Consider the following 25,972-nt stretch of genomic DNA (forward strand, 5'->3'; position numbering starts at 1 on the left):
GAGCCGAAATGACATCAAAAAAAGATTGAGTTATTTATGAAGATTAACCGCAGTCTGTATAGCGCTATTCTGACACTGCTGTCACCGGTTTTGCTTTGGAAGGCAAAAAAAGAGAGTACTGAACTGAATCACTTCTCCGAGCGCCTTGGCTATACACCGGACCTACCGGATAAACCTGTGATCTGGCTGCATGCCGCTTCAGTTGGTGAAGTTATTGCAGCAGCACCCTTGATTGATCGTTTGCTGAAAGAGTATGAGCAGCATCAGCTGGTTGTTAGCACGATGACGGCTACAGGTGCCCGCCAGGCGAGAAAGGTACTGAAAGGCAAAGGCACGCAACTGATGATTCCGCTGGATCTACCCCGGTTTGCCAACCGTTTCCTGGATAATTTAAAGCCTGATATTGCGATTATTATGGAGACAGAGATATGGCCAAATCTGATCCAGGGTTGCCATATACGCAGCATCCCTGTGGTATTCGCAAATGGTCGTCTATCGGATAAGTCACTGGTTAGCTACCGGAAATTTAAGGCAACAACCCAGGAGATACTGGCCAGTGTTTATGCGGTCGCTGCTAAGTCTGACGAAGATGCAAAACGCTTCATGGAGCTTGGGGTTCCTATTGATAAAGTCAGCGTTACCGGCAGTATAAAGTTTGATATCGCACCTGATCCTGAGCTGCTGGAGAAAGGGCAGACACTTAAAAAGAGACTCTTTGGTGAGCGCCCGGTCTGGGTTGCCGGCAGTACGCATGCGGGTGAAGATGAGCGTTTGCTGGAGGCACATCAGCTTTTACTGAAAGAGCACTCTGATGTCGTTCTGATATTGGTTCCCCGGCATCCTCAACGTTTTGATTCTGTTGCGGATCTGATTGATTCTCAGGGTTTGTCATTTAAACGGCGTTCAGCAGACGACAGTTTTACTGAGAGAGACAGTGTTTTTTTAGCAGACACCATGGGCGAGTTGATGCTGATGTATGCCGCTTCAGATATTGCTTTTGTTGCCGGAAGCCTGATGCCCATTGGTGGGCATAATTTGTTGGAGCCCGCCTCGCTGGGTAAACCTGTGCTTTCAGGAGGACATCTGTTTAATTTCTCGGATGTCGCTGAAACCTTTGACCAGCATGGTGCTCTGACTCGATGCTCTGACCCCATGGATATTTTTACACAATTAAGGCCGATGATTGAGCTACCGGATTTGCGCCGGGAATTGGGCAAAAAAGCGTTTGAAGTCGTGGAAAGTAACCGGGGGGCTCTGGATAAGCAATTTACTATTATTCAGAAGGCAATGACTGAAGATAAGAGCTCACGATGAAGAAGATAAAACGTCATATCAAGCATTTTTTAGAGCAGAGACTGACAAAATCCTTACTAAGCTTTCTTAGCCGTCGGTCATTAGCCCGGCTGCAGTCATGGGGTGGTTGGCTGGGTAAGCTGATGTATCGAAATAATACTAAGCTGGCCCGAATCACCCGCAAAAATCTGTCATTGGTTTATCCCGAGCTTGGGGAAGAGCAGCTGGAGGACCGGGTTAATAAGAGTCTTCAGGAAACAATGAAAATGGGTATGGAGTTAGGCCGCTGCTGGATTGCCCCGCTGGAAGATATTATGTCCGACGTTAAAAATGTCTACGGTCTTGATGAGCTGAAAGCGCTTCATAACTCAGGGCAAAGCGTTATTGTTCTTGGACCTCATTTAGGTAACTGGGAACTGTTCGGGCATTTTATTAACCAACACTTCACCTTTTCTGCGATGTATGCGCCCCAGAAAAATGAAGAGCTGGATCGTATTATTTATCATGGCCGGTCCCGGGCAGGAATGGAGATGGTTCCGGCAAACCTTAAAGGTGTTGCTAGCCTGCTAAAGTCACTGAAGCAAGGCGGTATTGTAGGAAGCCTCCCAGATCAGGAACCAGATGATCGTTCGGGCGGTGTTTTTGCGCCTTTTATGGGTGTAGAGAGCTTCTCTCCGAAACTGGTAACCCGTCTGATCAGTAAAACCGGTGCGAAAGTGATGGCTGGTTTTGCAGAACGTCTGCCTGACGGGCAGGGCTTTAATATTCATTTTATTGCAGCTGATGATGGTATTTACAGCCCGGATGAGGTTCAGGCAGTAACGGCTATGAATCGTACGGTAGAACGGTTGGTTGCCATCGCCCCGGAGCAATATCAGTGGGAATATAAACGCTTTAAAACCCGTCCAGAGGGTGAAGCAAGGTTTTATTAGGTGGCCTGCAAAAACTACGTAGGTAAAGAGCGATATTTCTCAGAGATATCGCTCTTTTTTATTGAGGCAGGGTTGAGTCCGGGCGTGTTATCGACGCCAGAACATTGGCGTGAAGAGCACCAGCAGGGTAAAAATTTCCAGACGTCCAAGCAGCATAGCGACGATCAGAATCCACTTGGCTATATCGGGAATATTGCCATAGTGGGCAGCCACATCGCCGAGACCAGGCCCCAGGTTGTTCAAAGCTGAGCCAACAGCAGACCAGGCCGTTACCTGATCCAGCCCTGTAGCTAAAAGCCCGATCAGCATTACCACAAAGAGCATCATATAGACGGAGAAAAATCCCCATACGGCTTCAATGACCCGATCAGGAACACTTCTGCCGCCAACCTTTACAGGAATAACCGCACTGGGGTGAATCAGGCGTTTAACTTCCCTTAAGCCCTGCTTAAGAATCAGCAAAACCCGGATAACCTTCATGCCACCCCCGGTAGAGCCAGCGCAGCCACCCACAAAGGCAGCTAAGAAAAGGGTAAAGGGTAGTACACTGGGCCACTGTGAAAAGTCAGCGACACCAAACCCCGTTGTTGTCGCAACCGATACAACCTCAAATAAACCGTTTCTGAATGAGTCTGCGAAGCTATAGGTACTGGTGAGCCAAAGAACTCCTATAGTGCTGACAGAGGTAAGGGTCATCAGAAACAGAAAGAATTTAAATTCAGGATCGTAAAAATAGTTTCGAACTGAGCGCTCCCGCCAGGCAAGAAAGTGCAGAGAGAAATTAACCGTAGAGATCAGCATGAAAACGATGCCAATTGACTCAATCGCAGCACTATCAAAGTGGCGGATACTGTCATCATGAGTAGAGAAACCGCCAATGGCTACTGTAGAAAAACTATGGCTGACAGCATCAAATAAACTCATACCAGCGATCCAGTATGCACCGGCGCAAAGAAGCGTCAGAGTCAGGTAGATGTACCAGAGTGCTTTAGCTGTTTCAGTAATTCGGGGTGTCAGTTTATTGTCTTTAACCGGGCCCGGAATCTCAGCGCGGTAGAGTTGCATGCCCCCAATTCCCAGCATCGGAAGAATGGCGACGGCCAGAACAATAATCCCCATACCTCCCAGCCATTGTAAAAGCTGGCGGTAGAAAAGGATGGATTTGGGAAGATCATCCAGGCCTGTGATCACTGTTGCACCTGTCGTGCTGAGCCCGGAAACCGACTCAAAAACGGCATCAGTAAAGCTCAGATCCGGCGTTTCTGTTAAAAACAGTGGAATGGAACCGAAAAGGCTCAGTACCGTCCAGAAAAGAACCACCACCAGAAAACCATCCCTTGTCCTCAGTTCCTTTCTCTCCCGCCGTACCGGCAGCCAGGTAAAGAACCCCGTAAAAAAGGTGATCGACATGCCGGTTATGAATGCCAGATGCGCGCCATCTTTGTAGAAGGCAGAGATCAGAATAGAGGGCATCATGGTGATGCTGAACAGCATCAGCAGCAGCCCCAGAATGCGCATGGTAATAACAATATTCATAGTTGCCGTATTTTATTCATAGTGACTGTGTTTGACTCATCGTAACGGTGTCTTATTCAGAGAGCGGTATTGCTGTCAGCAAATAACAGCACTAGAAAAAGGTCAGGCCTACCTGGAACAGGCGTTCAACTTCGCGAATTTTACGTTTATCCACCAGGAACATGATCACATGATCATCTTGCTGAACGATGACGTCATCGTGGGCGATAATTACTTCACCACTGCGTACGATTGCACCTATGGTGGTACCATCTGGCAGATCGATCTCTTCAATCGCTTTGCCGACTACTTTTGAACTTCGTTCGTCACCATGGGCAATGGCCTCAATGGCTTCAGCCGCACCACGGCGTAGGGAGTGTACGTTAACAATATCACCACGACGGACATGGGTGAGCAGACTGCCGATCGTTGCCATCTGAGGTGATATCGCGATATCGATCTCACCACCCTGAACCAGATCGACATAGGCCGCGTTGTTGATCAAGGTAAGTACTTTGCTGGCGCCAAGACGCTTCGCCAGCATGGAGGACATAATGTTGACTTCATCATCGTTGGTTAACGCGCAGAAAATATCAACCTCATCAATATTTTCTTCCACCAGCAGATCTTTATTAGTGGCACTACCGCGTAGCACAATCGTTCGGTCGAGTTTCTCCGAGAGCTCCTGACAGCGTGGCAGGCCGTATTCGATGATCTTAACCTGATACTCGTGTTCAAGCGCTTCTGCCAGACGTTCACCGATATTGCCGCCACCGGCGATCATAATGCGCTTATATTGGTGATCAACCTTACGCAGTTCGCTCATAACCGCATTGATATTATGGCGGGCCGCGATAAAGAAGACTTCATCGTCCGCTTCGATGACCGTATTGCCTTGAGGAATAATCGGTCTATTACGGCGATAGATAGCTGCTACCCGGGTATCAACGTTAGGCATATGCTGGCGGAGGTAACCCAGCTCCTGACCCACTAAAGGGCCGCCATAATAAGCGCGTACCGCAACCAGCTGGGCAACACCGCCAGTGAAATCCAATACCTGAAGTGCTCCCGGGTATTGAATCAGGCGTTTAACGTGGTTGGTAACTACCTGTTCCGGGCTGATCAGCACATCAATTGGGATCGCTTCGGCACCAAACAGCCCCTTCCTGCCGGAATAGGCATTGGAGCGGACACGGGCGATTTTTGTAGGCGTGCGGAATAGGGTAAAGGCGATCTGACAGGCGATCATATTGACTTCATCGCTGTTGGTTACAGCGATCAGCATATCGCAATCTTCACCGCCAGCCTGACGCAAAACCGAAGGGTATGAGCCTTTTCCCTGTATCGTGCGGATATCAAAACGGTTCTGCAGTTCTCTTAACCGGGCTCCATCGGTATCAACTACGGTAATGTCATTTTCTTCAATGGCCAGGTTCTCAGCCAGAGTGCCGCCAACCTGGCCAGCACCCAGAATAATAATCTTCATTATCAGATCTCAGTTAATTCCGCTTGGGGTTTCCGCCCGCTTTGGGCTTTTGACAGGTAGCCTGTCATGTTTCCGCAGTTCTTACTGCTGTTCTGCAGGTTTTTGCAGTACAGCATAAAAGAAACCATCGTGTCCCTGAGACTGAGGCAACAACTGTTGACCAAAGCCTGTCTCGTGACCAAAAGGCACCGCCTGGGGCCCGATTAGGTGGGCGTCAGAGGCTGATAAAAACTGCCGGATATTGCCTGAATTTTCCATGGATAAAACCGAGCAGGTAGCATAAACCAGGATGCCCCCCGGTTTAAGTGTTTTCCAGAGTAGCTGGAGCATCGATTGCTGTAACTCAGTTAATGCCGGAATATCTGCTTTACGGCGCAGCCATTTAATGTCCGGATGACGACGAATAACACCTGTTGCCGAGCAGGGTGCGTCCAGCAGAATACGATCGAAGAGTTGTCCGTCCCACCAGTTATCCAGGTCCGTAACATCTGAGCAGTGTAGCTCGGCATTCAGGCCAAGACGCTCGAAGTTCTCCTCCACACGCTGCAGGCGACGAGCTTCACTGTCGACCGCGACGACAGATGCATCTGGCGCTCTCTCCAGAATGTGTGCTGTTTTTCCGCCGGGAGCACAGCAGGCATCTAATACCCGTTGACCGGGCTGCAATTGCAGTAACTGTACGGATAACTGAGCCGCTTCATCCTGAACGCTGATTACACCATCAGAAAAACCTGGTAATGAGGTTACATCCAGAGCCTTATCCAGCTGAATGCCGTCAGGGGAGTACTCACAGGCATTAGCATCAATCTGGGCTGCTGTCAGCTGATCCAGGTATTCGTCGCGGTTGGCCTTACTGTGATTGACCCTCAGGGTCATGGGAGGATGCAGGTTGTTCGCCTCAGCGATTTGCTGCCACTGCTCCGGCCAGTCTTCTTTCAGATGGTTCAGTAACCAGTTCGGGTGGGCCAGACGGGCAGCATCAGAGCGTTCAAGAGCTGTCAGAAGTTGTTCTCCTTCCCGCTGGAAACGTCGCAGGCAACCGTTAAGTACCCCTTTGGCCCACGGCTTTTTGATATCCACAGCACCTTGTACTGTTTCATTAATAGCGGCATGAGCAGGAATCCGCATATAGTGCAGCTGATAAAGACCGACAAGTAGCAGGAGGTCAATATCTCTGTCTTTAGCCTTGAACGGCTTTTCCAGCAGCTGGTTGCGAACCCCTTCCAGTTGAGTCAGCCAGCGTAATGTGCCGAAACAGAGTTCCTGTAGCAGCCCCCGATCCTGGTCAGGGACGTTGTCCAGGTGTTTCGGCAAGGTGGTAGACAGGGAATCTTGCTGTGAAACCACAGGTAAAAGCGCCTGCACTGCTGCGACACGAACATTGGGACGAGCCATAAAATATACCGCCGTAATCTGCTAAAAAGCCCCTGCAAAAGCAGAGGCCGGACTATTCAATCAACGCCTGTGATACCAGAGAGAGCTATGATCCTAGCTGGGTTTCACCGGGCACAAACAGGTTTTTACCTGAGTTTAAGATATCCACAACCGAAAGTGCTTTTTTACCCGGCAGTTGCAGGTTCTTTATACACAGGGAGCCTTGACCACACGCAATGCGCAGGCCGGATTTATCGATACTGATGACCGTTCCCGGTGCCAGATCTGAGGCATTAGTTTCTGGCTCTGCCTGCCAGATACGTAGGGTCTGGCCATCCAGTGTCGTCCAGGATACAGGCCAGGGATTAAAGGCACGAATACAGCGGTCAATAAAAGCAGCATCTTTCGACCAGTCGATCTCAGCTTCAGCCTTGCTCAGTTTCTCAGCATAGTTTGCCAGCTTATCATCCTGTACTTCCGGTGAGAGAGTGCCTTTTGCCAGTCCATCAACTGCCTGCTTCAGCGCTTCACCGCCCTGGTCTGCCAGTTTGTCATGCAGGGTCTGAGATGTTTCATCTGCTGCGATATCAAGACGGGTTTTTAGCAGCATAGGGCCGGTGTCCAGGCCTGCTTCCATCTGCATAATAGTCACACCGGTTTCCTTATCACCCTGCCAGATAGCACGTTGAATCGGAGCAGCACCGCGCCAGCGCGGCAAGAGGGAACCGTGGACATTAATGCAACCCAGGCGGGGGGTATCCAGTACTACCTGAGGCAGAATAAGACCATAGGCTACGACCACCATCAGATCGGCATTATGGCTGGCCAGAACCTGTTGAGCTTCTTCATCCCGCAAAGAAACCGGCTGATGAACCGGAATGCCATGCTCCAGCGCCAGTGCTTTAACCGGAGTCGGTGCCAGTTTGCGGCCGCGACCCGCCGGGCGATCCGGTTGGCTGTAAACGGCGACAACCTCATGGCGAGTTTCTAGCAGAGCAGTCAGAGAGTGCACTGCAAACTCAGGGGTTCCGGCAAAAATAATGCGCAGGGAATCAGATGTCATTAGTGGATCTCCACGAAAAGTAACGATCAGTAAAGTCACCTGCTTCCGACAGCCGGTAGCATAATCAGCTTTGCCAGAAACAGAACAGGCCAGCGGTGGCTGGCCTGGCAGAAAGAAAATCGGTTTTAGCGGTTCTGTTCTTTATGGCGCTTATCCATCAGTTTACGCACACGATTACGTTTCATCGTGGACAGATAATCAACAAATACCTTGCCCTGCAGGTGATCACACTCATGCTGAATACAGTGTGCCAGAAGGCCATCGGCTTCCAGCTCATAAGCATCGCCATTACGGTCCAGAGCGTTCAGGCGAACACGCAAAGAGCGTTCAACATCGGCATAATACTCAGGAACAGAAAGGCAACCCTCCTGCATCATCTCTGTTTCATCATCCAGCGGGGTGTATTCCGGGTTGATCAATACATATGGCTGGTCACGATTTTCGGAAACATCGATCACAATAATCTGCTGATGAATGTTGATCTGAGTGGCTGCCAGGCCAATTCCGTTGGCATCCAGCATGGTTTCAAACATATTGTCGACGATCTCACGGATACTGTCGTCAACCTTTTCCACCGGCTTAGCGACCGTGCGCAGGCGGGTGTCCGGGTACTCTAGAATTTCAAGAACTGCCATGGCATTTGCCTTTATTAATACTGTCTGGGACAGACCCGTATAGTTTCAGCACTGCTGTTAACAGTACTTATAAGTGTCGTTCTGTCCGAATAATTTTTGTCTCGGGAAGCGTACAATCAGCCGCTTCGGTAAAATTTGACTGGTATTGTAGGGGGGAGGTTCCCCAGGGGCAATCTCTTGAGTGGAATAAGCTTAACTTCCAGGTCTCTTGCTATTGGGCTGTGGTGAAGATTCTCTGCTGCGGCCTGAGTGCGCTACACTGCTATTAACATCGTCGTGGTGATTGTTAATACTGGTCACTGTGGCTTTCTGGTGGCGGCACCTAAACTTGGGTGGCTACAAAAGATTTATATTAAGGAGCGACAGGATGTCCCCCGAATTTACCTCTGATGACCAGAGTAAAACCTCAATCCAGCCCGATACTCAGGCTGTCGAGCTTCAGACCCGCTTGCGTTTTCTTGCACTATCCTCTTTGAAAGGTCTGGGCCCTGCGGGTCTAAGAGACCTGTTAGCTTTTGCAGAGCAGGAGGGCGCGGTCTGTGGTGACGACGACTTTTGGCTACTCGTTCTGACTCTGCTGCAAAAACAACAACGTATTTCAACAGATGAACTGCATACGTTTGAGCAGCGTATCGCCGATCCTATATACAGTCCTTCAGGCATCAGCTGGCCAGAACGTGACCGGGTTGTTGAGTGGCTACAAGCATCCAAAGACAGGCAGCTTCTGGCATTGGGACAGGATGATTACCCATTACTGCTATCGGAAATAGCGGATCCTCCATTGCTGCTCTATCTGCAAGGTGATGCTGACCTGTTGCACCGACCTCAGCTGGCGATAGTCGGAGCACGCCGGCCAACCGCGATGGGGCTGTCTGATGCCCGGGCTTTTGCTGGCGCACTTACTGAGTTGGGGTGGGTGATAACCAGCGGCCTTGCGGAAGGTATCGATGCAGCAGCGCATCAGGGCGCGCTGCAGGCAAATGCCTCCACAGTTGCTGTATTGGGAACGGGTATTGATCGCTGTTACCCATCACGTCACAAAGGATTACAGCAACAGATAGCGGCTTGTGGCTTGCTGGTTAGTGAGTATCCATTGGGGACGCCACCAAGGGGGCCTAATTTTCCCCGGCGTAACCGTATTGTCAGTGGCTTAAGCCTCGGTCTTCTGGTTGTGGAGGCGGCATTAAAAAGTGGCTCTTTAATCAGTGCCCGGCTTGCCAGTGAGCAAGGCCGAGAGGTGTTTGCCATTCCAGGATCGATCCATCAGGCACAAAGTAAAGGCTGTCATCAGCTGATTAAAAACGGAGCGAAACTGACGGAAACCGTGATGGATATGCATGAGGAACTTGGGCATTGGTTGAGTCAGCCTTCCATAGTGGGTCAGACTGTTGCAAATGATCGCCAACCAGAGCTATTTGGAGCTTCATCACCTGTATCCCGAAAAGTTGCTTCGCTTTCCGGAGACCAGAAGCAAGCCGCTAAAAAACGTGAGTCCAGTGAGTTTAGTTCAGATGATGCTTTTCGTCTTTGGCAAGCCGTTGAAGCAGGGGCAGGAAGTATTGATGAATTAGTCATGACGTGTCAGCTTGATCCGGTTCAGATTAGTCAGCACTGCCTGATGCTGGAGATGCAGGGGCTGTTGGTTCAGAAAGCGGGTCGCTGGCAGGTATTGTGAGCGCTTTTTCTTGCATCTCTGATAAGCCTTAGTTAATTTCCGCCCTGAACTTGAAGCAGGTAATAAACGTGGATAAGCAACACATTCAGCAAGCGGCAGAAACGATCAGACAGGGCGGTGTTATTGCCTATCCCACCGAAGCGGTTTGGGGGTTGGGCTGTGATCCACACAATACTGAGGCGCTGGAGAAGCTACTGACGCTGAAGTCCCGTGACCCGGCTAAGGGGGTTATCCTGATCGCCGCCAGCTTTGAGCAGGTGCAGCCCTATATGGATTCCTCCTTTATGGAAGGACTTTCCCATGAGAAAAAGTTACAACTTACTCACACCTGGCCCGGCCCGAATACCTGGTTAGTGCCTCCTTCGGATAAAGTACCGGCTTTGATTAAAGGTCAGCATCCGCTGGTGGCTATGCGGGTAACGGCTCACCCTCTGGTGCAGGCGTTGTGTGAAGCCTTTGGTGGCCCCATTGTTTCTACGTCGGCCAATCCGGCGGGAGAAGACCCTGCGCTGAGTGAAAAAAATATCCACACCTACTTTGATGATCGTTTGGACTATGTGTTGTCCGGTGAGCTGGGTGGATTGGGTCAGCCCAGTACCATTCGTAATTTGCTGACCGGTGAAACCCTGCGCGCCTGACACTATCCCTCTGTAAGCCGTTGATGCTTGTCTCTGCAGGCTAATCCCCCTAGTATTTGCGGCAACTTTTTTGATTGGGTTTCCTGTCCGGAGACTCCATACCTTTTTTCTCAGTCCGGCTCTGTGATCTACCGCTTTTTTAGCGCCTGGCTGAAATGTTAACCACCGGAGAAAACCATGAGTGCTGTCGATTTTGAAGCCGTTAAATCCTATCTGCTCGACCTGCAGGATCGTATCTGTGCGGGGCTTGCTGAAGAAGATGGCAAGGTTGGCTTTCAGGAAGATAACTGGCAGCGTGAACAGGGTGGCGGCGGTCGTACCCGTTTGATCACCGAGGGTGCGGTGTTTGAAAAAGGCGGCGTGAATTTCTCCCATGTATTTGGTGGAAAACTACCCCCAAGTGCATCTGCAGTTCGTCCCGAACTGGCAGGCCGGAGTTTTCATGCGGCAGGCGTTTCTCTGGTGATGCATCCCGAAAACCCCTACGTACCAACCTCCCATATGAACGTGCGTATCTTCGTCGCGGAGAAAGAGGGTGAAGAGCCGGTTTGGTGGTTTGGCGGTGGTTACGACCTGACACCGTATTACGGCTTTGAAGAAGATTGTGTTGCCTGGCATCAGGTAGCGAAACAAGCCTGTGAGCCATTCGGGGAAGAGGTTTATCCGAAGTACAAAAAATGGTGTGACGAGTACTTCTACCTGAAGCATCGTGATGAGGCTCGTGGTGTCGGTGGTCTCTTTATGGACGATCTGAACGAAGCCTCTTTCGGCAGCTTTGAAGAGTGCTTTAAGTTTATTCAGGCGGTGGGTGACAGCTATCTGGAGGCTTACCGTCCTATTGTCGCCAAGCGTAAAGAGACGCCATTTGGTGAGCGTGAGCGTAAGTTCCAGTGCTATCGTCGCGGTCGCTATGTGGAGTTCAATCTGGTCTTTGACCGTGGCACTCTGTTCGGCCTGCAATCCGGTGGTCGTACCGAGTCGATCCTGATGTCTCTGCCGCCAGTCGTGCATTGGGATTACGGCTACGAGCCGGAAGCGGGCAGTGCGGAAGCCGAGCTTAATGAGCGCTTTCTGCCGCACCGTGACTGGATCTGATTTCCCAAAAAGAAAGCCGGGCAGTTACCCGCTGTCCGGTTCTAACCCTATTCAAATTGTTATCCGAAACGTCTGCCAAAAGACGTTGCTGAATGAATTTGCAGGAGCCAGAAGATGAGCCAACAGGCCGCCAACGATGCTATGCCTACCAATAATGATGTTAGCCACAAACTTCAGGTTGCCTATATCATGGACCCGCTGTGTGGCTGGTGTTACGCCGCCGCACCGATAGTGGACGCGATGCGAGAGGCGTTTGGTGATCAGCTGCAGTGGCAGATCTATCTGGGGGGGCTGATTCGTGAGTCCCGGGTTCTGGGGCCACGCTTCTGTGATCATATTCTTGCGGCCAGTCAGCGTATTGAACAGATTACCGGTCAACCCATCGGTGCTGACTTTAAGCAGATGATTCAGCAGCCGGACTGCAAGCTGGACTCCCGTCCGGCCAGTATCGCCATTCACGAGCTGATTCTGCAAGGTGAGCCGGAAAAGACACTGGATTACATCAAGCGTCTGCAGAACCACCACTTCCGTGAAGGTTTCAGCCTGAATGAAACCGATCTTCTGATCAGCGCTACCGATGGCCTGTTAGATGATCAGGGCTCTCTGAAAGAGAAGCTGAGTAAACCCGCAACCTGGTCGGATCTGATGGACCCACTGTTTACTCAGGGTCATAACATGATGACCTCGTCGGAAGGTCAGGGTTATCCAACCTTTGCCATTAAGTATCGTGGTCGTTACCAGAAAATTCAGCATGAAGATTTTTATGGGGACCCGGAAGGACTGATTCAGGCGTTGAAGCCTGTGGTGGCTGAAGTGACGTCCGGCCAGGTCGCAACGTCTCAGGTAACGGAGGTTTAAGATGACAGACCGTTATGCGGTATTTGGCAACCCTATCGCCCACAGCAAATCGCCACAGATTCATCAGGCGTTTGCCCGTCAGACCCAGCAGCTGCTGAGCTACGAAGCTTTGCTGGCACCGGTGGATGCTTTTGCTCAATCCCTGCGTGCTTTTCTGGCGGATCAAGGGCGGGGCTGCAATATCACCGTACCTTTTAAGCAGGATGCTTTTGAAACCGCAGAGCAACTGACTGCCCGTGCTCAGCGCGCCGGTGCCGTGAACACGCTTTGGCTGGCGGAAGATGGTCAGCTTTGGGGCGATACCACAGATGGTGTTGGCCTGGTGCGTGACCTGACCGATAATCAGCAGGTTGGTATCAGTGGTCAGCGGGTACTGATTCTAGGGGCCGGTGGTGCCGTGCGTGGCGTGATCGAACCGATTCTGGAACAGAAGCCGGCTTCCGTGATGATTGCTAACCGCACCGTTTCCAAGGCTGAACTTCTGGTGGATATCTTTAAAGATCTGTTGCCGGAAGGTTGTACCCTTTCTGTCTGCGGTTTTACCGACCTTGAAGGTCAGCAGTTTGATCAGGTGATCAATGGTACGGCAGCCAGCCTGTCGGGTGATCTGCCTCCGCTGCCGGATAACCTGCTGGCAGATAACGCAGCCTGCTATGACATGATGTACGGCGCGGAAACTACGGTCTTTAACCAGTGGGCACTGAACCATGGCGCTGCCAAGGCGATTGATGGCCTGGGTATGCTGGTGGAGCAGGCTGCAGAGTCGTTCCGTATCTGGCGTGGCGTAAAACCGGAAACGACGGAGGTACTGGCAGACCTGAGGGAGCAGCTGCAGGGCTGATGGCTGGTGTGGCAACTAAGCTCGCTCCCACGCTCTGCGTGGTAGCGCAGTTTATGCATTCCCACGCGGAGCGTGGGAACGAGTTTTCGCCTGAATCAGCGCTTCTTATAAAGTCCGATCAGACACAGCACCAAGCCCAGCAGCGACAACAGGATACCGCTGTTCACCAGCAGCGGCTGACGCTCGGAGAAGGGAACGAAAATGGTACGTCCCTCGATACATTCGCCCACCCGGTAATCAAAGCCCATACCCTCGGCGATACACTTCTGGACTTCGGTCAGTTCTGCCCAGTAGCCACTCATCATGGCAACGGATGGGACAACCATTAACGCTAAGCCCCAAAGTACCCAGCGGTTTTTAATCGAATACATCATCTCGTTTTGCGTTACCTGTTAAATCATCAGTTGCTGATCGGACAGATCAGATCGTACAGTTGGGTACACGACCAGCGGCTTTTGCCTTCTCGTACAGAGCGTTAGCCTTCGGCATCAGTTTCTGCAGATCCTTAATCCTGCGGTCATGGGATGGGTGTGTCGACAGAAGCTCTGGCTGGCTTTGGCCTCCGCTTGCCTTAGCCATATTTTCCCATAGTGACACGGCCTGCTCAGGCTGGAAACCTGCTTCGGCCATAAGTTCCAGTCCGATGATATCAGCTTCACTCTCCTGAATCCGGCCAAAAGGAAGTATGACACCGACTTGTGAACCTATACCCAGTAGGGCAAAAAGCTGATCTTTCTGTTCACTTGGTTCACCGCTGATCTTATAGGCCAGAGCTAGGCCTGTTTGGGTCGCATAAGCGGTGGAGACACGCTCGTTACCGTGTTCTGCCAGTACATGGGCCAGTTCGTGACCGATCACCGCTGCCAGCTGGTGCTGGTTTTCCGCAACCTCCAGCAGGCCGGTATAAACGCCAACTTTACCGCCGGGCAGAGCAAAAGCATTCACCTGTTCAGAATCGAACACCACCACTTCCCAGTTATCGATACCGTACTTTGCCGGTACTTGGGCGATCACCTGATTCGCCACACAGTTTACATACTGGCTGGTGGTGGTCTTATTGGTTGCTGGCGTTTCCTCTTTCATTTGAGCAAAAGATTGCACGCCCATCTGGTCGATCTCAGAGCTGGGGAATAACTTAAGTTGTTGACGACCCGTAGGCGAGCTAGCACAGGCGGTTAGCAGTGCAGCACTGATACCGGTAATTAAAGCGCGTCTGGCCCAACGTTTTACACCCGTGCTACGGGCTTTATTGTGGAGAGTACTGCGGAACGAAGTGGCTGATGACATAGCAGAAAACCTATCGTTGTAAGTTGAAATCGCGGTAAAGAACGGCGAAATTCAGAAAAAATTCATCAAACAGGGTTGGTAGACTGATTATCCCTGATTCACTTGCAGAGTACAGTGTCTGTTTTAACAGAATGAAGCTAGACCTATGACGTATTGAATCACAGAGCCTTTATTCTATTATCACTTCATCATGTACAGGAGGTATATGAGTCACCCAAGGAATGGATATGGACACTCCCTCATTGACTGCTTTTCTGGCAGTTTTCAGATCTGGCCTTTTACTGAAAAAGGCAACCTCTATCTATCCTGTTACCTGTTTGTCCCGTCAAATGAATTGAGGGGCGGGTAACGACTTCACTTTGCTTAAAAAGGAATTTTTATGCTTAAAGCCATAGCTCCGGCAGCTCTGCTGCTGGTTTCTTCTGCAGTATTTGCTGTATCGGCGGATATCAAGAATGCACCTTTTGACCGCACACCGGTTCCTTCAATTTATAACGAGGATTACGTTGATATTCCCGGTGAAAAACGACGGGAACACGGTGACCTGACGCAAGACTATTCTCTGGCTGTTGAGCCTAAAACCCGTCGGAGTATGTTGTCGGCTGAACCCGGAAGACAGACACTTTCTGCAACAGGTAGCAGCGTTGCCGAGCAGACCGATTGCCCCAATCTTGATTTTGGCAGCGGCTTGTCTTTGACGTTTTCGGCTCAGGGGCAGTTTGCCTGTGTCAGTACCCTTGTCGAAACAGAAACTAAAATTGAAGGTCTGCTGCTGAATATTCCAGCAGAGGTTAATTACGACCTGTTCCTCTTCAAGCATGACGAGAACGGCTTAACACAGCTGGATGCGTCCTTTCAGGCTAATGCAGCCGTAGAAAAAACCTTTGCTAAGGTGCAACCGGGAGCCTACGTACTGGTCGCGCAAGCGACACAAGGAGCCTCGGCAGACCCGGTTATTTTTGGTTGGCAGGGTTATACCCAAATTGACAGTCAGGAAGCCAATGATAGGTTTGAACAACGTACGCCGTTATCAACTAATGCCGTGATTCAGGGGAATCTGGATAACAGCAATGATAAGGACTTCTTTGCCTACACCGCAGGGCCGGATCAGGCGCAGCTGAACCTGCGCTTCAATGCCAGTGAGCAATTTGTGCTTGAAACCTGGAGTGGCACCAGCTGGGTACAGTTACCCAATAATCAGTTAGGGGCTTACAGCGTAACCCCAAACACCACGGTTAACTTTCTGGTCAGAGCCACAGCGGATAACCCGCCTCCGGCATCAGCCCAGTACGCCCTCGCAATGGCCGCACCGGGAACGGCTACCTCTATTGATAACTTAAAAGTCTGGAACAATGAAAGGCTGAGTAAGCTGTTACTGCTGGCGAGTTACGAGCCACCGACAACATCCACCTCCGTGCAGGCGCATAAACTGCTGAACTTCAAGGGATGGCTGAAAGATGCAAGTGGAAACCCCGCTCCATTCGCTAATGTATCAATTGCTATTAAAACGCTTGGGTCTGATATTGAGTATTCAACCTTACAAGCAGACGAAAAAGGAATGATTAATGGGTCGGTGAGCCTTTCAGATACCTGTGCTGCAAACGACTATAGGAAGCGAATTCATAACCGTGTTTATAGTGGAACGCCAACAAACCCATCAATGTGGTGGGATATTGATTTTTCTATTGGGGACTTTGCAATTTCTGTTGGTGATACCATTGACTATGGAAGTTTTTATCATATCTGTAAAGAACGTTTAGTTGAAACGTGTTTTTATGACAAAAACTACAGTACAGGTATGACGGAGCTTAAATGTTTTTGATTTTCTAGTTTGAGCTAATTTTACCCTCCAAGCTGGATAGCCAGCTTGGAGAGGTTGATTAAGCCTTCGTATTTACTATTGTTGTCTTCACTATTTTGCCACCATAGCTTTCGTTGGACTTATTTATAATGAATGCATGAATGCTCTGCCATCCAATTTTTTCTTTAATGTAATGCTCTTTTTCTATTCGATTTTTTTTATTATAATACTCAACTTGTTCTGAGTAAGCCGCTTCGAAATAATTAATGTATTCTTCACTTATTTCGTTCAAGCTAATTGATTTTTCTTTCTCAAAATCTTCTCTATTGAAATCAGAAACTACATGAGACCTCCGATAGACGCCCTCTGATATTCTTGATAGTGAAGATGTAATTTTTATTGTTGTCTCTTCATCTTCGATGAGGCTCTTTTCCAGTTTTTTGGTAGTATCTTCAGAAACTTTCTGCCCATTTATATCGTATACATTGCTTAATCTAAGTTGGCCATCTTCAATAAATACATTCATTTTGCTCAAATCAAGTTCAGGGTGGTTTTCTGACTGTTTGGACTTGAATTGATTAAAGCCTTGAATAGCATCAATTAATGTATGGTTAACTAAAGAAATTAGATCAATTGTTTCTTCAACGTTGTCTTCCATAGCATTCATAATGTCTTTCATAGCATTCATACGATCTTCACTTAAACCGTAAAGCTGGCTGACCTCATTCTTGGAAATAGCCTGCAGGTTTCCGTTAACTGACGTATTTGCAGGGGTACTGATGTTCTGTTTCAGATTTGAATAGGCGGACTGGCCCATCGGCGGGGTATAACTGCCCTGTATTTTCATATGCTCGCTCCGTGAGTGTCTTGTGTGGTTTGTGGCTTGCTGCGATTCTGCAGCTTTTATCATTCATCGGCAGGGTTGCGGGTAACTTAAGAAAATCCTTATGTTTTTGTCGGTGGGCGCGAAAAGCTAAACCCCGTGGTAAAACGGGGTTTACTATGGAGTAAGGGTCTGTACTTATTTGTTGTAACCTTCAGCAATATGCTCGTCTTTCAGCTTCACATAGTTACCGGCGGTGTAGGTGAAGAACTTCATCTCTTTTTCAGTCAGCGGACGTTTTTTCTCCACCGGGCGGCCGACATAAAGATGACCGGACTCCAGCACCTTGCCCGGCGGTACCAGGCTACCAGCACCGACAATGACTTCATCTTCCACCACGGCACCGTCCATCACCATAGCGCCCATACCGATCAAGACCCGGCTACCAATGCTACAGCCGTGCAGCATCGCCTGATGGCCGATGGTGACATCATCACCAATGATCAGCGGGAAACCATCCGGGTTAAAGGGGCCAGCGTGGGTGATATGCAGTACTGAGCCATCCTGCACACTGGTGCGGTGGCCGATGCGGATACGGTGCATATCACCCCGGATAACGGTTAGCGGCCATACGGAGCAATCATCGCCAATTTCAACATCCCCCAGAACCACGGCGGTCGGATCAACAAACACGCGCTCGCCCAGCTTGGGTGTCCACTCTTTAAAAGGGCGAATATTGGTGGCAGGTGCAGACGCGGTGTTTTCCGGTTTGTCTATGGACATGGCAGAAGCTCCGTTTTAGTTGTCGTTATCGTAAAATGAGGAAAGCTATGCGGCGATTATAACCCGCGACACGGTGGAATTTCTGTTGTCTGTCCCCATATTCACTGTAAGCGAAAAAGCCAAAGATTACTGATAAGGATTCATCCATGAGCAATCCGTTACTGGAAACCCACACCCTGCCACCTTTCAGCCAGATCAAACCGGAAATGATTGAACCGGCACTGGATCAGATTCTGGCGGACAACCGCGCGGCCATTGCCGAATTGCAGCAGCAGGAAAACCCAAGCTGGGAATCTCTGGCACAGGCGATGAGTGAACATGAAGATCGTCTGGCGCAGATGTGGTCACCGGTGGGCCATCTGAACGGTGTACTGAACAGCGATGCTCTGCGTGAAGCCTACAACGCCTGTCTGCCCAAGCTGTCTCAGTACGGCACTGAGATCGGCCAGAACGAAGCCCTGTGCGACAGTTTTAAAGCCCTGAAAGCCAGCCCGCAGTTTGCTGAATTAAATGAAGCCCAGCAAAAAGCAGTGAACAATACTCTGCGTGATTTCCACCTGTCCGGTATCGATCTGCCGGCAGAAAAGAAAAAGCGTTACGGTGAGCTGAAATCCCGCCTGTCGGAACTGAGCAACAAGTTCTCTGAAAATGTCATGGATGCCACTCAGGGCTGGACCAAACATATCACCGACGAGAAAGAGCTGGCTGGTCTGCCGGAAAGCGCGCTGGGTCTCTTACAACAGTTAGCCGAACAAAAGGCAGAAAAAGAGCAGAAAGAGCTGGGCGGTTGGCTGATCACGCTGGATTTTCCGGCGTTCCATCCGGTAATGACCTACGCTGAAAACCGCTCCTTGCGGGAAGAGGTGTACACCGCCTTTGTCACCCGCGCATCGGATCAGGGCCCGAATGCCGGTCAGTGGGATAACACTCCGGTCATGGATGAGATTCTGCAGCTGCGTCATGAGCTGGCGCAACTGCTGGGTTTTAATAGCTACGCGGAATACTCCATCGAAACCAAGATGGCTTCCAGCACCGATGAAGTTTTGGGCTTCCTGACCGATCTGGCGGAGCGCTCTGTGCCTCAGGCCCGTCAGGAGTTTAGAGAGCTGCAGGCCTACGCTAACGAACAGGGGTTTGACGGTGAACTGAAAGCCTGGGATGTGGGGTTCTACAGCGAGAAACTGCGCCAGCAGCGTTATGCCATTTCGCAGGAAGAGCTGCGGCCTTACTTTCCGGCACCGAAAGTGATATCCGGTATGTTTGAGGTGGTGAACCGTCTGTACGGCATCACCATCGAAGAAAAAACTGAACAGGTGGATCGCTGGCACGAGGATGCCAAATACTACGAGATCTCGCAGGACGGTCAGCCGATTGCCGGTTTCTATCTGGATCTGTACGCCCGTGAAAACAAACGCGGCGGAGCCTGGATGGATGATTGCCGTGTGCGCCGTCGTAAAGCCGATGGTTCTATTCAGCTGCCAGTGGCTTATCTGGTGTGTAACTTCTCCGCCCCGGTTGGTGGCAAGCCTGCACTGTTGACCCACGATGAAGTCACCACCCTGTTCCACGAGTTTGGTCATGGTCTGCATCATATGCTGACCAAGATCGATGTAGCGGATGTCTCCGGTATCAACGGCGTTGCCTGGGATGCGGTAGAGCTGCCCAGCCAATTTATGGAGAACTTCTGCTACGAGAAAGAAGGTCTGGATCTGATAGCAGGTCATGTGGATACCGGTGAGCCGCTGCCACAGGCGATGCTGGATAAACTGCAGGCGGCGAAGAACTTCCAGTCCGCCATGATGATGGTGCGCCAGCTGGAGTTCTCCCTGTTTGACTTCCGTCTGCACAACGAATATCAGCCGGAGTGGGATTCCAGTGTGCAGCAGCTGCTGGATGAGGTGCGCGCTCAGGTGGCCGTACTGCCGCCGGTGCCATTCAACCGCTTCCAGCACGGTTTCAGCCATATCTTCGCCGGGGGTTATGCAGCCGGTTACTACAGTTATAAATGGGCTGAAGTACTGTCTGCTGATGCCTATTCCCGCTTTGAAGAGGAAGGCATCTTCAACGAAGCCACCGGTCGTTCCTTCCGGGAGAACATTCTGGAGATGGGCGGTTCCCGTGAACCGGCTGAGTTGTTTAAAGCCTTCCGTGGCCGCGAACCAAAAGTGGATGCCCTGCTGCGCCACTGTGGAATCCAAGGCTAAAGAGTAAGGTTAAAGGCAGCGCTAAGCCGGAACGCTAATGGTGTTCCATCAGACAGGGCGGCATAATGGCCGCCCTGTCCGGCTGAAAAATATTAACAGGTACTTTTTACAGGTCTTTAACAGGTAAAAATATGACAATTGTAAAACGCTTTATCGCCGGTGCCGTATGCCCGCGCTGTGGTGAGATGGATAAACTAAAAGCCTGGACCGAGGATGAGGTGCAGTACCGTGAGTGTGTTGCCTGTGGTTTTACTGATGAGATGTCACTGACCGCACCACCGGTTGAAGAACCGGCAACCCGAGTGAATCAGAGCCAACCCGACCCGAAAGATGAGATTCAGGTGGTGAACCTGATGGACCCTAAGGCGAAGTAATTATTTCTGAAAAGCAGCTTGGTATGCTGGCTGCTTCAGAATTGCTTATAAATCTCTTTTCTGTGTCCAGCCTGCAAAACCAGTATTGTCATAATATTGTCCTGCAGTTCACACAGTATCCGATAGTTGCCGACTCTGTAGCGCCACAACTCTGAAAAATTTCCCTTGAGTGCTTTCCCCGTTTGCCGGGGATTGTCGCCCTTTGCAGCCCGGGATTTAAGGTAACTCAGGATGCGCCCTGCATCCTGTTTATTCATCTTTTTTAGCTGCTTACGTGCGGTATCAGAAATCTCAATTGTCCAACCCAAGCTCATGCTCTACATCCCTGAGAGAGTGTATCTTTTCTTCGCCTCTGCGAATCCGTTGCAGAGTGTCTTCGGCCAGATAGATCTCTTCCAGCTCGTCGAAGTGATCCTCAATCAGCCGTCTCAGATAGAAGGCTTTTGAGCGCCCCGTGACTTCGGCCAAGTGGTTCAATCTATGTTCAATGTCTTCGTTAAGACGTATGCTGGTTGCCATTTTATGCACCTTTGAATCCTGTTTGTATTCAATGTATTCAGTTTAGGGCATAGGGCTGAAATGGCTAGGATTTTTTTGATCAGCAACAAAAAAGGACTTGATATTAAGCCTTTTAAGCCAATATTGCTGGCTCATTTTTTACTTACCAACCCGCCTGCTTGATGCGGTTCAGCAGAATCAGCTTGTAGTGCTCCGGATCCTTATAGCCGTGGGCGTGACCTTCCTCTTCTGCCAGGTGTTTCGCCAGCAGGCGGGATATCCAGTAACGCAGTGAGCAGGCACGCAGAAAGCCGGGCAGGGCGTGGCGTTCGGTATCGGTCAGGGGACGCACACTTTCGTAGTTTTCCAGTAGGGCTGCCTGTAGCTCTAGGTCCGGCTCGCTGCCATCCTGACAACTCCAGTCGTTCAGTACCACCGCTAAGTCATAGAGCAGGTGGCCGTTACAACCATTATAGAAGTCGATGACGCCGGTTAGGGTGTCACCTTCGTAGAAGGTGTTATCCCGAAACAGATCGCCGTGCAGAATACCTTCCGGTAGATCCGGGCACTCTTCCAGTAAATCAGTAAAGTGGCTGATCTCCAGCTGCATAAGCTGCTGATCCATCTCATCCAGCAGTGGTAGCAGATCCGGTGCTACAGATTTCATCCAGCCGATAGAGCGATTATTAGGCTTGTGCAGATCAAACTGTTGCGCGGTAACATGCATCTGTCCCAGCCAGTTTCCCAGTTGTTTCGCCTGTTCAATGCCTGGGTTTTCCGGATGACTGCCGCTCAGGCAAGGGAATAAAAGGGCTGGTTTATCCGACAGAGTATGCAGGTATTGATCTGACTTATCGGCTATGGGGGCTGCAACGGTGTCCATACCACTGGCTTTCAGTTGCGTCAGTAAAGAAACAAAGTAACCCAGGTCACTGTGATCGCCCTGTTCGAACAGGGTCAGGATATAGCTTTCCGACTGATCTTCGTAGCTGATACGGTAGGTGGTATTTTCGGTACCGCCCATCAATCCCTGCAGCTGGTAATGACTGCTCAGGCCATAGCCTTGCAGAAAAGAGTTGAGTTCAGTTTCGGAAACCTGAGTATAAACGGCCATTGTTTGTGCTCTTATGTGTGTGCAGGGAGTAAATGTCTTATCAGCGATTTTTTATTAAAAGCATCGCAAAATCAATAAGATGGTCTGCATTGTTGCCAATTTATGGCGTTTACCAGCGCAGTAGAACCCACTCAGGGATCAGAAATGATTTGCGGGTCGTCTCTTTACGGACAAAATTACCATCACCATTAGCATCCACCAGAAAGTACTCCGGGCCTGCTTTAGGCTTTACTTTAATGGCGTAGAGTATGCCGTTAGCTCGATACTCATAAAGTGTACGGTCACCACCATCACGAATGGTAATCTCCGGTTCCGGTTGCTGGCTTTCCGCCAGTGCTTTGTTCACAGGTAGCGTCAGGGAAAGTGAGAGCAGCAAAGCCCCGGTTAGAGCGAAGAAGGAGGCGTGTTTCATGTTAAATCCTTGTCAGACCTTTGGTCTGAATCCTCTGTGCATTATGATGAATCCTATTATATTCCCAGTATAACCGAGTTGAGTTGATAACCCGATGAATGACACCACCGAATTGCCTTTGGTTCTGGTTGATGGTTCCTCCTATCTGTACCGTGCCTTTCATGCCCTGCCGCCGCTGATGACCTCGAAAGGTCAACCCAGTGGTGCAATCAAAGGGGTGATCAATATGCTGAAAAGCCTGCTGAAACAGTACCCGCAGGCGCCGGTTGTGGTGGTGTTTGATGCTAAGGGTAAAACTTTCCGCGACGATATGTATGCGGAATATAAAGCTCAGCGGCCACCTATGCCGGATGAGCTGCGCTCCCAAATTGAGCCGCTGCATAAAGCGATCCGAGCGATGGGCATGCCGTTGCTATGTGTTACAGGTGTAGAAGCGGATGATGTGATTGGTACGCTGGCACAACAGGGCGAAGCCGCCGGACGTTCGGTGATTGTTTCTACCGGTGATAAGGATATGGCCCAGCTGGTGACTGAGAAGGTCACGTTGGTGAATACCATGACAGACACCGTAATGGATATTCAGGGTGTGCATGACAAATTTGGTATTGGCCCGGAGCTGATTATCGATTTCCTCGCCCTGATGGGGGATAAGGTGGATAACATTCCCGGTGTACCCGGTGTGGGTGAAAAAACGGCCTTGGGTCTTCTGCAGGGAATCGGTGGGCTGGATGCGATCTATGCCGATCTGGATAAAATCCCAGAATTGAGTTTTCGTGGTGCAAAAACACTACCTAAGAAGATGGCCGAGAATAAAGAGATGGCTTATCTCTCCTATGAGCTGGCGACGATCAAATGTGATGTTGAGTTAGATGTCACCATTGCCGATCTGGTGATGGCTCCACAAGATACCGACACCTTAAAAGAGCTTTACGCCGAACTGGAATTTAAAACCTGGCTTAATGCCCTCAATCGTGCGGAGAGCGTATCTCCCAAAGTTGCCAATGATGAGGCCACTGCTGCGGAAGTGGAGCAGGCGGCAGAAGAGGAAGAACCTGCTATTGCCGGTGAGTATGAAACGGTGCTCACCGAAGAAGCCTTTAATAACTGGTTGGAACAACTGAAAGCCGCTGAACAGTTTGCCTTTGATACGGAAACTACCAGCCTTGATTATATGCAGGCACAGATTGTCGGTGTTTCCTTTGCGGTAGAAGCGGGCAAGGCGGCCTATGTACCGGTGGCCCACGACTATATGGGTGCGCCGAAGCAGCTGGGTCGTGACTGGGTGCTCAATCAGCTGAAACCCCTGCTGGAAGACCCGAACAAAGGCAAGATCGGTCAGCACTTGAAATACGATATCAATGTACTGGCCAACTACGGCATCGAACTGCAGGGTGTCGCCAGTGACACCATGCTGGCCTCCTATGTGCTTAACTCTACCGCTACCCGTCACGATATGGACAGTCTGTCCAGTAAGTATCTGGGCCACACCACCATCAGTTTCAAAGAGGTTGCTGCGAATGACGGCGAAGCGGCAGCGGAACAGTTTGATCTGCTGGGGGACAGTGACTCACAGTCAAGCAGTGAGTTGCTGGTGTTAGAAGAGAAAATTTACGCATTGGCTGGAGAGAAGTTTGATATCGGTTCGCAAAAAGAGTTGGCAGATATTCTGTATGTAAAGCATGCCATCCCCGTGAAGGATAAGACTAAGTCCGGCGGCTCTACCTCTCTGAATGCTCTGAAACGTCTGTCCCGGGATCATGAACTTGCCAGACTGGTGTTTGATTACAAAACACTGGAAAAAAACACTAAGGATCAGGCTGGCTTGGGCAAAGCCCTGCTGCCATTTAACAAGATCAAGCTGGAAAAAGCAGCGCCTTACGCGGCAGAAGATGCGGATATTACTCTGCGCCTGCATAACAAATTGTTGCCGATGGTACAGGCCGAAGGCCGACTGGCCGACCTGCTGACCGAGGTTGAGCTGCCACTGGTGCCTGTGCTGTCCCGAATTGAGCGTAACGGCACCAAAATCGACTCTGATAAGCTGAAGAAGCAAAGCCAGCAGATTACAGCACGTCTGCGGGAGCTGGAAAGCGAAGCCTATGAGCTGGCTGGCCGTGAGTTTAATCTCGGTTCGCCTAAACAGTTGGGCGAGATCCTCTATGAAGAGATGCAGCTGCCGGTGAAGAAAAAAACACCGTCCGGTAAACCTTCTACCTCTGAAGAAGCTCTGCAGGAGCTGGCTTTAGACTATCCGCTGCCTAAACTGATTATGGAGCACCGGGGTCTGAACAAGCTGATGTCCACCTACACCGATAAGCTGCCTCAGATGGTCAGCGACCGTACCGGGCGTCTGCATACCTCCTATCATCAGGCGGTGACGGCTACGGGGCGCTTATCATCCAGTGATCCGAATCTGCAGAATATCCCGATCCGTACCGAAGAGGGGCGCCGTATCCGTCAGGCCTTTGTGCCGGAAGCGGGTAATGTGATCGTTGCGGCGGATTATTCTCAGATTGAGCTACGCATTATGGCGCATCTTTCCGGTGATAAAGGTTTGTTGGAAGCGTTTAAAAATAATCAGGATGTGCATAAGGCGACCGCTGCCGAGGTTTTCGGCTGCACACCGGATCAGGTCACGACCGATCAGCGCCGTAGCGCGAAAGCGATTAACTTCGGCCTGATCTATGGCATGTCAGCCTTTGGCTTAGCCAGACAGCTGCATATCGAACGTGGTCAGGCACAGGTCTATATCGAGCGTTACTTTGACCGCTACCCTGGCGTTGCACGCTATATGGACAGTATTCGTGAAAGTGCGAAAGAAAAAGGCTATGTGGAAACCTTACTGGGGCGTCGTCTTTATCTGCCGGAGATCAATGCCCAAAACGGCGCTATGCGTAAAGCTGCCGAGCGTACCGCCATTAATGCGCCGATGCAGGGCACTGCGGCCGATATCATCAAAAAAGCGATGATTAATGTACATAACTGGCTGGCGGACGAAACAGACCCTGCTGTTCAGCATGTGAAAATGATTATGCAGGTGCATGATGAATTGGTCTTTGAGGTGCCCAAAGATCAGCTGGAGGCATTTAAAGCGGGCTTGCTACCCTTGATGGAGCATGCAGTTGAGCTGGATGTGCCCTTGCTGGTTGAAGCCGATAGCGGTGAAAACTGGGACCAGGCGCACTGATAAAAGGGCTGATCGTTACCTGATGCAATAAAACAGAGTAAAAATTAGCCCGAAGCTCTCTTCAGCTGAGCTATTATTTTGATT

24 protein-coding genes are annotated in these 25,972 nt (G+C 50.4%); 11 read left to right on the forward strand and 13 right to left on the reverse strand.

All coding sequences use genetic code 11. The features are described 5' to 3' along the window. Nucleotides 1-36 precede the first annotated feature (36 nt). Both waaA and ACN0R8_RS06270 read left to right on the forward strand, forming a co-directional pair. Entirely contained in the window at nt 37-1,314 is a 1,278-nt protein-coding gene (gene waaA / locus ACN0R8_RS06265; protein WP_417596138.1) for a lipid IV(A) 3-deoxy-D-manno-octulosonic acid transferase, read from the forward strand. After that, nucleotides 1,311-2,225 (forward strand): lysophospholipid acyltransferase family protein, encoded by a 915-nt coding sequence (locus tag ACN0R8_RS06270; RefSeq protein ID WP_417596140.1) that lies wholly within the window; start codon nt 1,311-1,313, stop codon nt 2,223-2,225. The genes waaA and ACN0R8_RS06270 overlap by 4 nt, the downstream gene beginning before the upstream one ends. 87 nt (nt 2,226-2,312) lie before the next feature. Here ACN0R8_RS06270 and ACN0R8_RS06275 read toward each other — a convergent pair whose 3' ends face one another. The 5 genes from ACN0R8_RS06275 to def all read right to left on the reverse strand — a co-directional run bounded on the left by ACN0R8_RS06275 (nt 2,313) and on the right by def (nt 8,298). Beyond that, on the reverse strand, nt 2,313-3,761 hold the full coding sequence (locus ACN0R8_RS06275; RefSeq protein WP_417596142.1) for a TrkH family potassium uptake protein: 1,449 nt from the start codon (nt 3,759-3,761) through the stop codon (nt 2,313-2,315). A gap of 91 nt (nt 3,762-3,852) precedes the next feature. Further along, entirely contained in the window at nt 3,853-5,226 is a 1,374-nt protein-coding gene (trkA, locus tag ACN0R8_RS06280) for a Trk system potassium transporter TrkA (protein WP_417596144.1), read from the reverse strand. Between the two features lie 81 nt (nt 5,227-5,307). Further along, nucleotides 5,308-6,621 carry a 16S rRNA (cytosine(967)-C(5))-methyltransferase RsmB gene (gene rsmB / locus ACN0R8_RS06285; RefSeq protein WP_417596146.1) on the reverse strand — a complete coding sequence of 438 codons (1,314 nt, stop codon included), beginning with the start codon at nt 6,619-6,621 and terminating at the stop codon, nt 5,308-5,310. An 85-nt stretch (nt 6,622-6,706) separates the two neighbouring features. Continuing rightward, the gene (fmt, locus tag ACN0R8_RS06290; RefSeq protein ID WP_417596148.1) at nt 6,707-7,663 is read right to left on the reverse strand and encodes a methionyl-tRNA formyltransferase; all 957 of its coding nucleotides are present in this window, start codon (nt 7,661-7,663) and stop codon (nt 6,707-6,709) included. Between the two features lie 125 nt (nt 7,664-7,788). Then, on the reverse strand, nt 7,789-8,298 hold the full coding sequence (def, locus tag ACN0R8_RS06295; protein WP_417596150.1) for a peptide deformylase: 510 nt from the start codon (nt 8,296-8,298) through the stop codon (nt 7,789-7,791). A gap of 367 nt (nt 8,299-8,665) precedes the next feature. Between def and dprA the strand changes: the two genes are divergently transcribed. From dprA to aroE, 5 genes are all read left to right on the forward strand, one after another. Next, nucleotides 8,666-9,973, forward strand: a complete 1,308-nt coding sequence (gene dprA, locus ACN0R8_RS06300; RefSeq protein WP_417596152.1) for a DNA-processing protein DprA — start codon at nt 8,666-8,668, stop codon at nt 9,971-9,973. A gap of 68 nt (nt 9,974-10,041) precedes the next feature. Next, a complete protein-coding gene (locus ACN0R8_RS06305; RefSeq protein ID WP_417596154.1) occupies nt 10,042-10,611 on the forward strand; it encodes an L-threonylcarbamoyladenylate synthase in 570 nt (189 codons plus the stop codon). A 177-nt stretch (nt 10,612-10,788) separates the two neighbouring features. Further along, nucleotides 10,789-11,706 carry an oxygen-dependent coproporphyrinogen oxidase gene (gene hemF, locus ACN0R8_RS06310; protein WP_417596156.1) on the forward strand — a complete coding sequence of 306 codons (918 nt, stop codon included), beginning with the start codon at nt 10,789-10,791 and terminating at the stop codon, nt 11,704-11,706. A 114-nt stretch (nt 11,707-11,820) separates the two neighbouring features. After that, a complete protein-coding gene (locus tag ACN0R8_RS06315; RefSeq protein ID WP_417596158.1) occupies nt 11,821-12,564 on the forward strand; it encodes a hypothetical protein in 744 nt (247 codons plus the stop codon). 1 nt (nt 12,565) lies between these two features. Then, complete coding sequence (aroE, locus tag ACN0R8_RS06320; protein WP_417596160.1) at nt 12,566-13,405, forward strand: shikimate dehydrogenase; 840 nt, start codon at nt 12,566-12,568, stop codon at nt 13,403-13,405. A 95-nt stretch (nt 13,406-13,500) separates the two neighbouring features. On the opposite strand, the gene ACN0R8_RS06325 is transcribed toward aroE, so the two are convergent. After that, entirely contained in the window at nt 13,501-13,779 is a 279-nt protein-coding gene (locus ACN0R8_RS06325; RefSeq protein WP_417596162.1) for a hypothetical protein, read from the reverse strand. Between the two features lie 46 nt (nt 13,780-13,825). Continuing rightward, on the reverse strand, nt 13,826-14,692 hold the full coding sequence (locus tag ACN0R8_RS06330) for a M48 family metallopeptidase (protein WP_417596164.1): 867 nt from the start codon (nt 14,690-14,692) through the stop codon (nt 13,826-13,828). A gap of 379 nt (nt 14,693-15,071) precedes the next feature. On the opposite strand from ACN0R8_RS06330, the gene ACN0R8_RS06335 reads away from it, so the two are divergent. Next, nucleotides 15,072-16,514 (forward strand): hypothetical protein, encoded by a 1,443-nt coding sequence (locus tag ACN0R8_RS06335; RefSeq protein ID WP_417596166.1) that lies wholly within the window; start codon nt 15,072-15,074, stop codon nt 16,512-16,514. Between the two features lie 58 nt (nt 16,515-16,572). Here the strand turns inward: ACN0R8_RS06335 and ACN0R8_RS06340 are convergent, their stop codons facing one another. Further along, the gene (locus ACN0R8_RS06340) at nt 16,573-17,340 is read right to left on the reverse strand and encodes a hypothetical protein (RefSeq protein WP_417596168.1); all 768 of its coding nucleotides are present in this window, start codon (nt 17,338-17,340) and stop codon (nt 16,573-16,575) included. Between the two features lie 174 nt (nt 17,341-17,514). Next, the gene (locus tag ACN0R8_RS06345) at nt 17,515-18,099 is read right to left on the reverse strand and encodes a gamma carbonic anhydrase family protein (protein ID WP_417596170.1); all 585 of its coding nucleotides are present in this window, start codon (nt 18,097-18,099) and stop codon (nt 17,515-17,517) included. A 146-nt stretch (nt 18,100-18,245) separates the two neighbouring features. On the opposite strand from ACN0R8_RS06345, the gene prlC reads away from it, so the two are divergent. Together prlC and ACN0R8_RS06355 are read left to right on the forward strand one after the other, a co-directional pair. After that, nucleotides 18,246-20,303, forward strand: a complete 2,058-nt coding sequence (prlC, locus tag ACN0R8_RS06350) for an oligopeptidase A (RefSeq protein WP_417596172.1) — start codon at nt 18,246-18,248, stop codon at nt 20,301-20,303. Between the two features lie 131 nt (nt 20,304-20,434). After that, nucleotides 20,435-20,677, forward strand: a complete 243-nt coding sequence (locus tag ACN0R8_RS06355) for a YheV family putative zinc ribbon protein (protein WP_417596174.1) — start codon at nt 20,435-20,437, stop codon at nt 20,675-20,677. 35 nt (nt 20,678-20,712) lie between these two features. On the opposite strand, the gene ACN0R8_RS06360 is transcribed toward ACN0R8_RS06355, so the two are convergent. The 4 genes from ACN0R8_RS06360 to ACN0R8_RS06375 all read right to left on the reverse strand — a co-directional run bounded on the left by ACN0R8_RS06360 (nt 20,713) and on the right by ACN0R8_RS06375 (nt 22,701). Beyond that, complete coding sequence (locus ACN0R8_RS06360; RefSeq protein ID WP_417596176.1) at nt 20,713-20,991, reverse strand: type II toxin-antitoxin system RelE family toxin; 279 nt, start codon at nt 20,989-20,991, stop codon at nt 20,713-20,715. After that, nucleotides 20,969-21,196: a TraY domain-containing protein gene (locus ACN0R8_RS06365; protein ID WP_417596178.1), complete on the reverse strand. Its 228-nt coding sequence runs from the start codon at nt 21,194-21,196 to the stop codon at nt 20,969-20,971. Before ACN0R8_RS06365 ends, ACN0R8_RS06360 begins: the two co-directional genes overlap by 23 nt. 142 nt (nt 21,197-21,338) lie before the next feature. After that, entirely contained in the window at nt 21,339-22,289 is a 951-nt protein-coding gene (locus ACN0R8_RS06370; protein WP_417596180.1) for a homoserine kinase, read from the reverse strand. Between the two features lie 109 nt (nt 22,290-22,398). After that, nucleotides 22,399-22,701, reverse strand: a complete 303-nt coding sequence (locus ACN0R8_RS06375) for a DUF2782 domain-containing protein (protein WP_417596182.1) — start codon at nt 22,699-22,701, stop codon at nt 22,399-22,401. A gap of 94 nt (nt 22,702-22,795) precedes the next feature. Between ACN0R8_RS06375 and polA the strand changes: the two genes are divergently transcribed. Beyond that, nucleotides 22,796-25,888, forward strand: coding sequence for a DNA polymerase I (gene polA, locus ACN0R8_RS06380; RefSeq protein WP_417596184.1), 3,093 nt, complete (start codon nt 22,796-22,798; stop codon nt 25,886-25,888). The last annotated feature ends 84 nt before the right edge of the window (nt 25,889-25,972 follow it).

Origin of the sequence: Oceanospirillum sp. (assembly GCF_048265165.1) — a bacterium.
Taxonomy (GTDB): Bacteria; Pseudomonadota; Gammaproteobacteria; order Pseudomonadales; family Halomonadaceae; genus Oceanospirillum.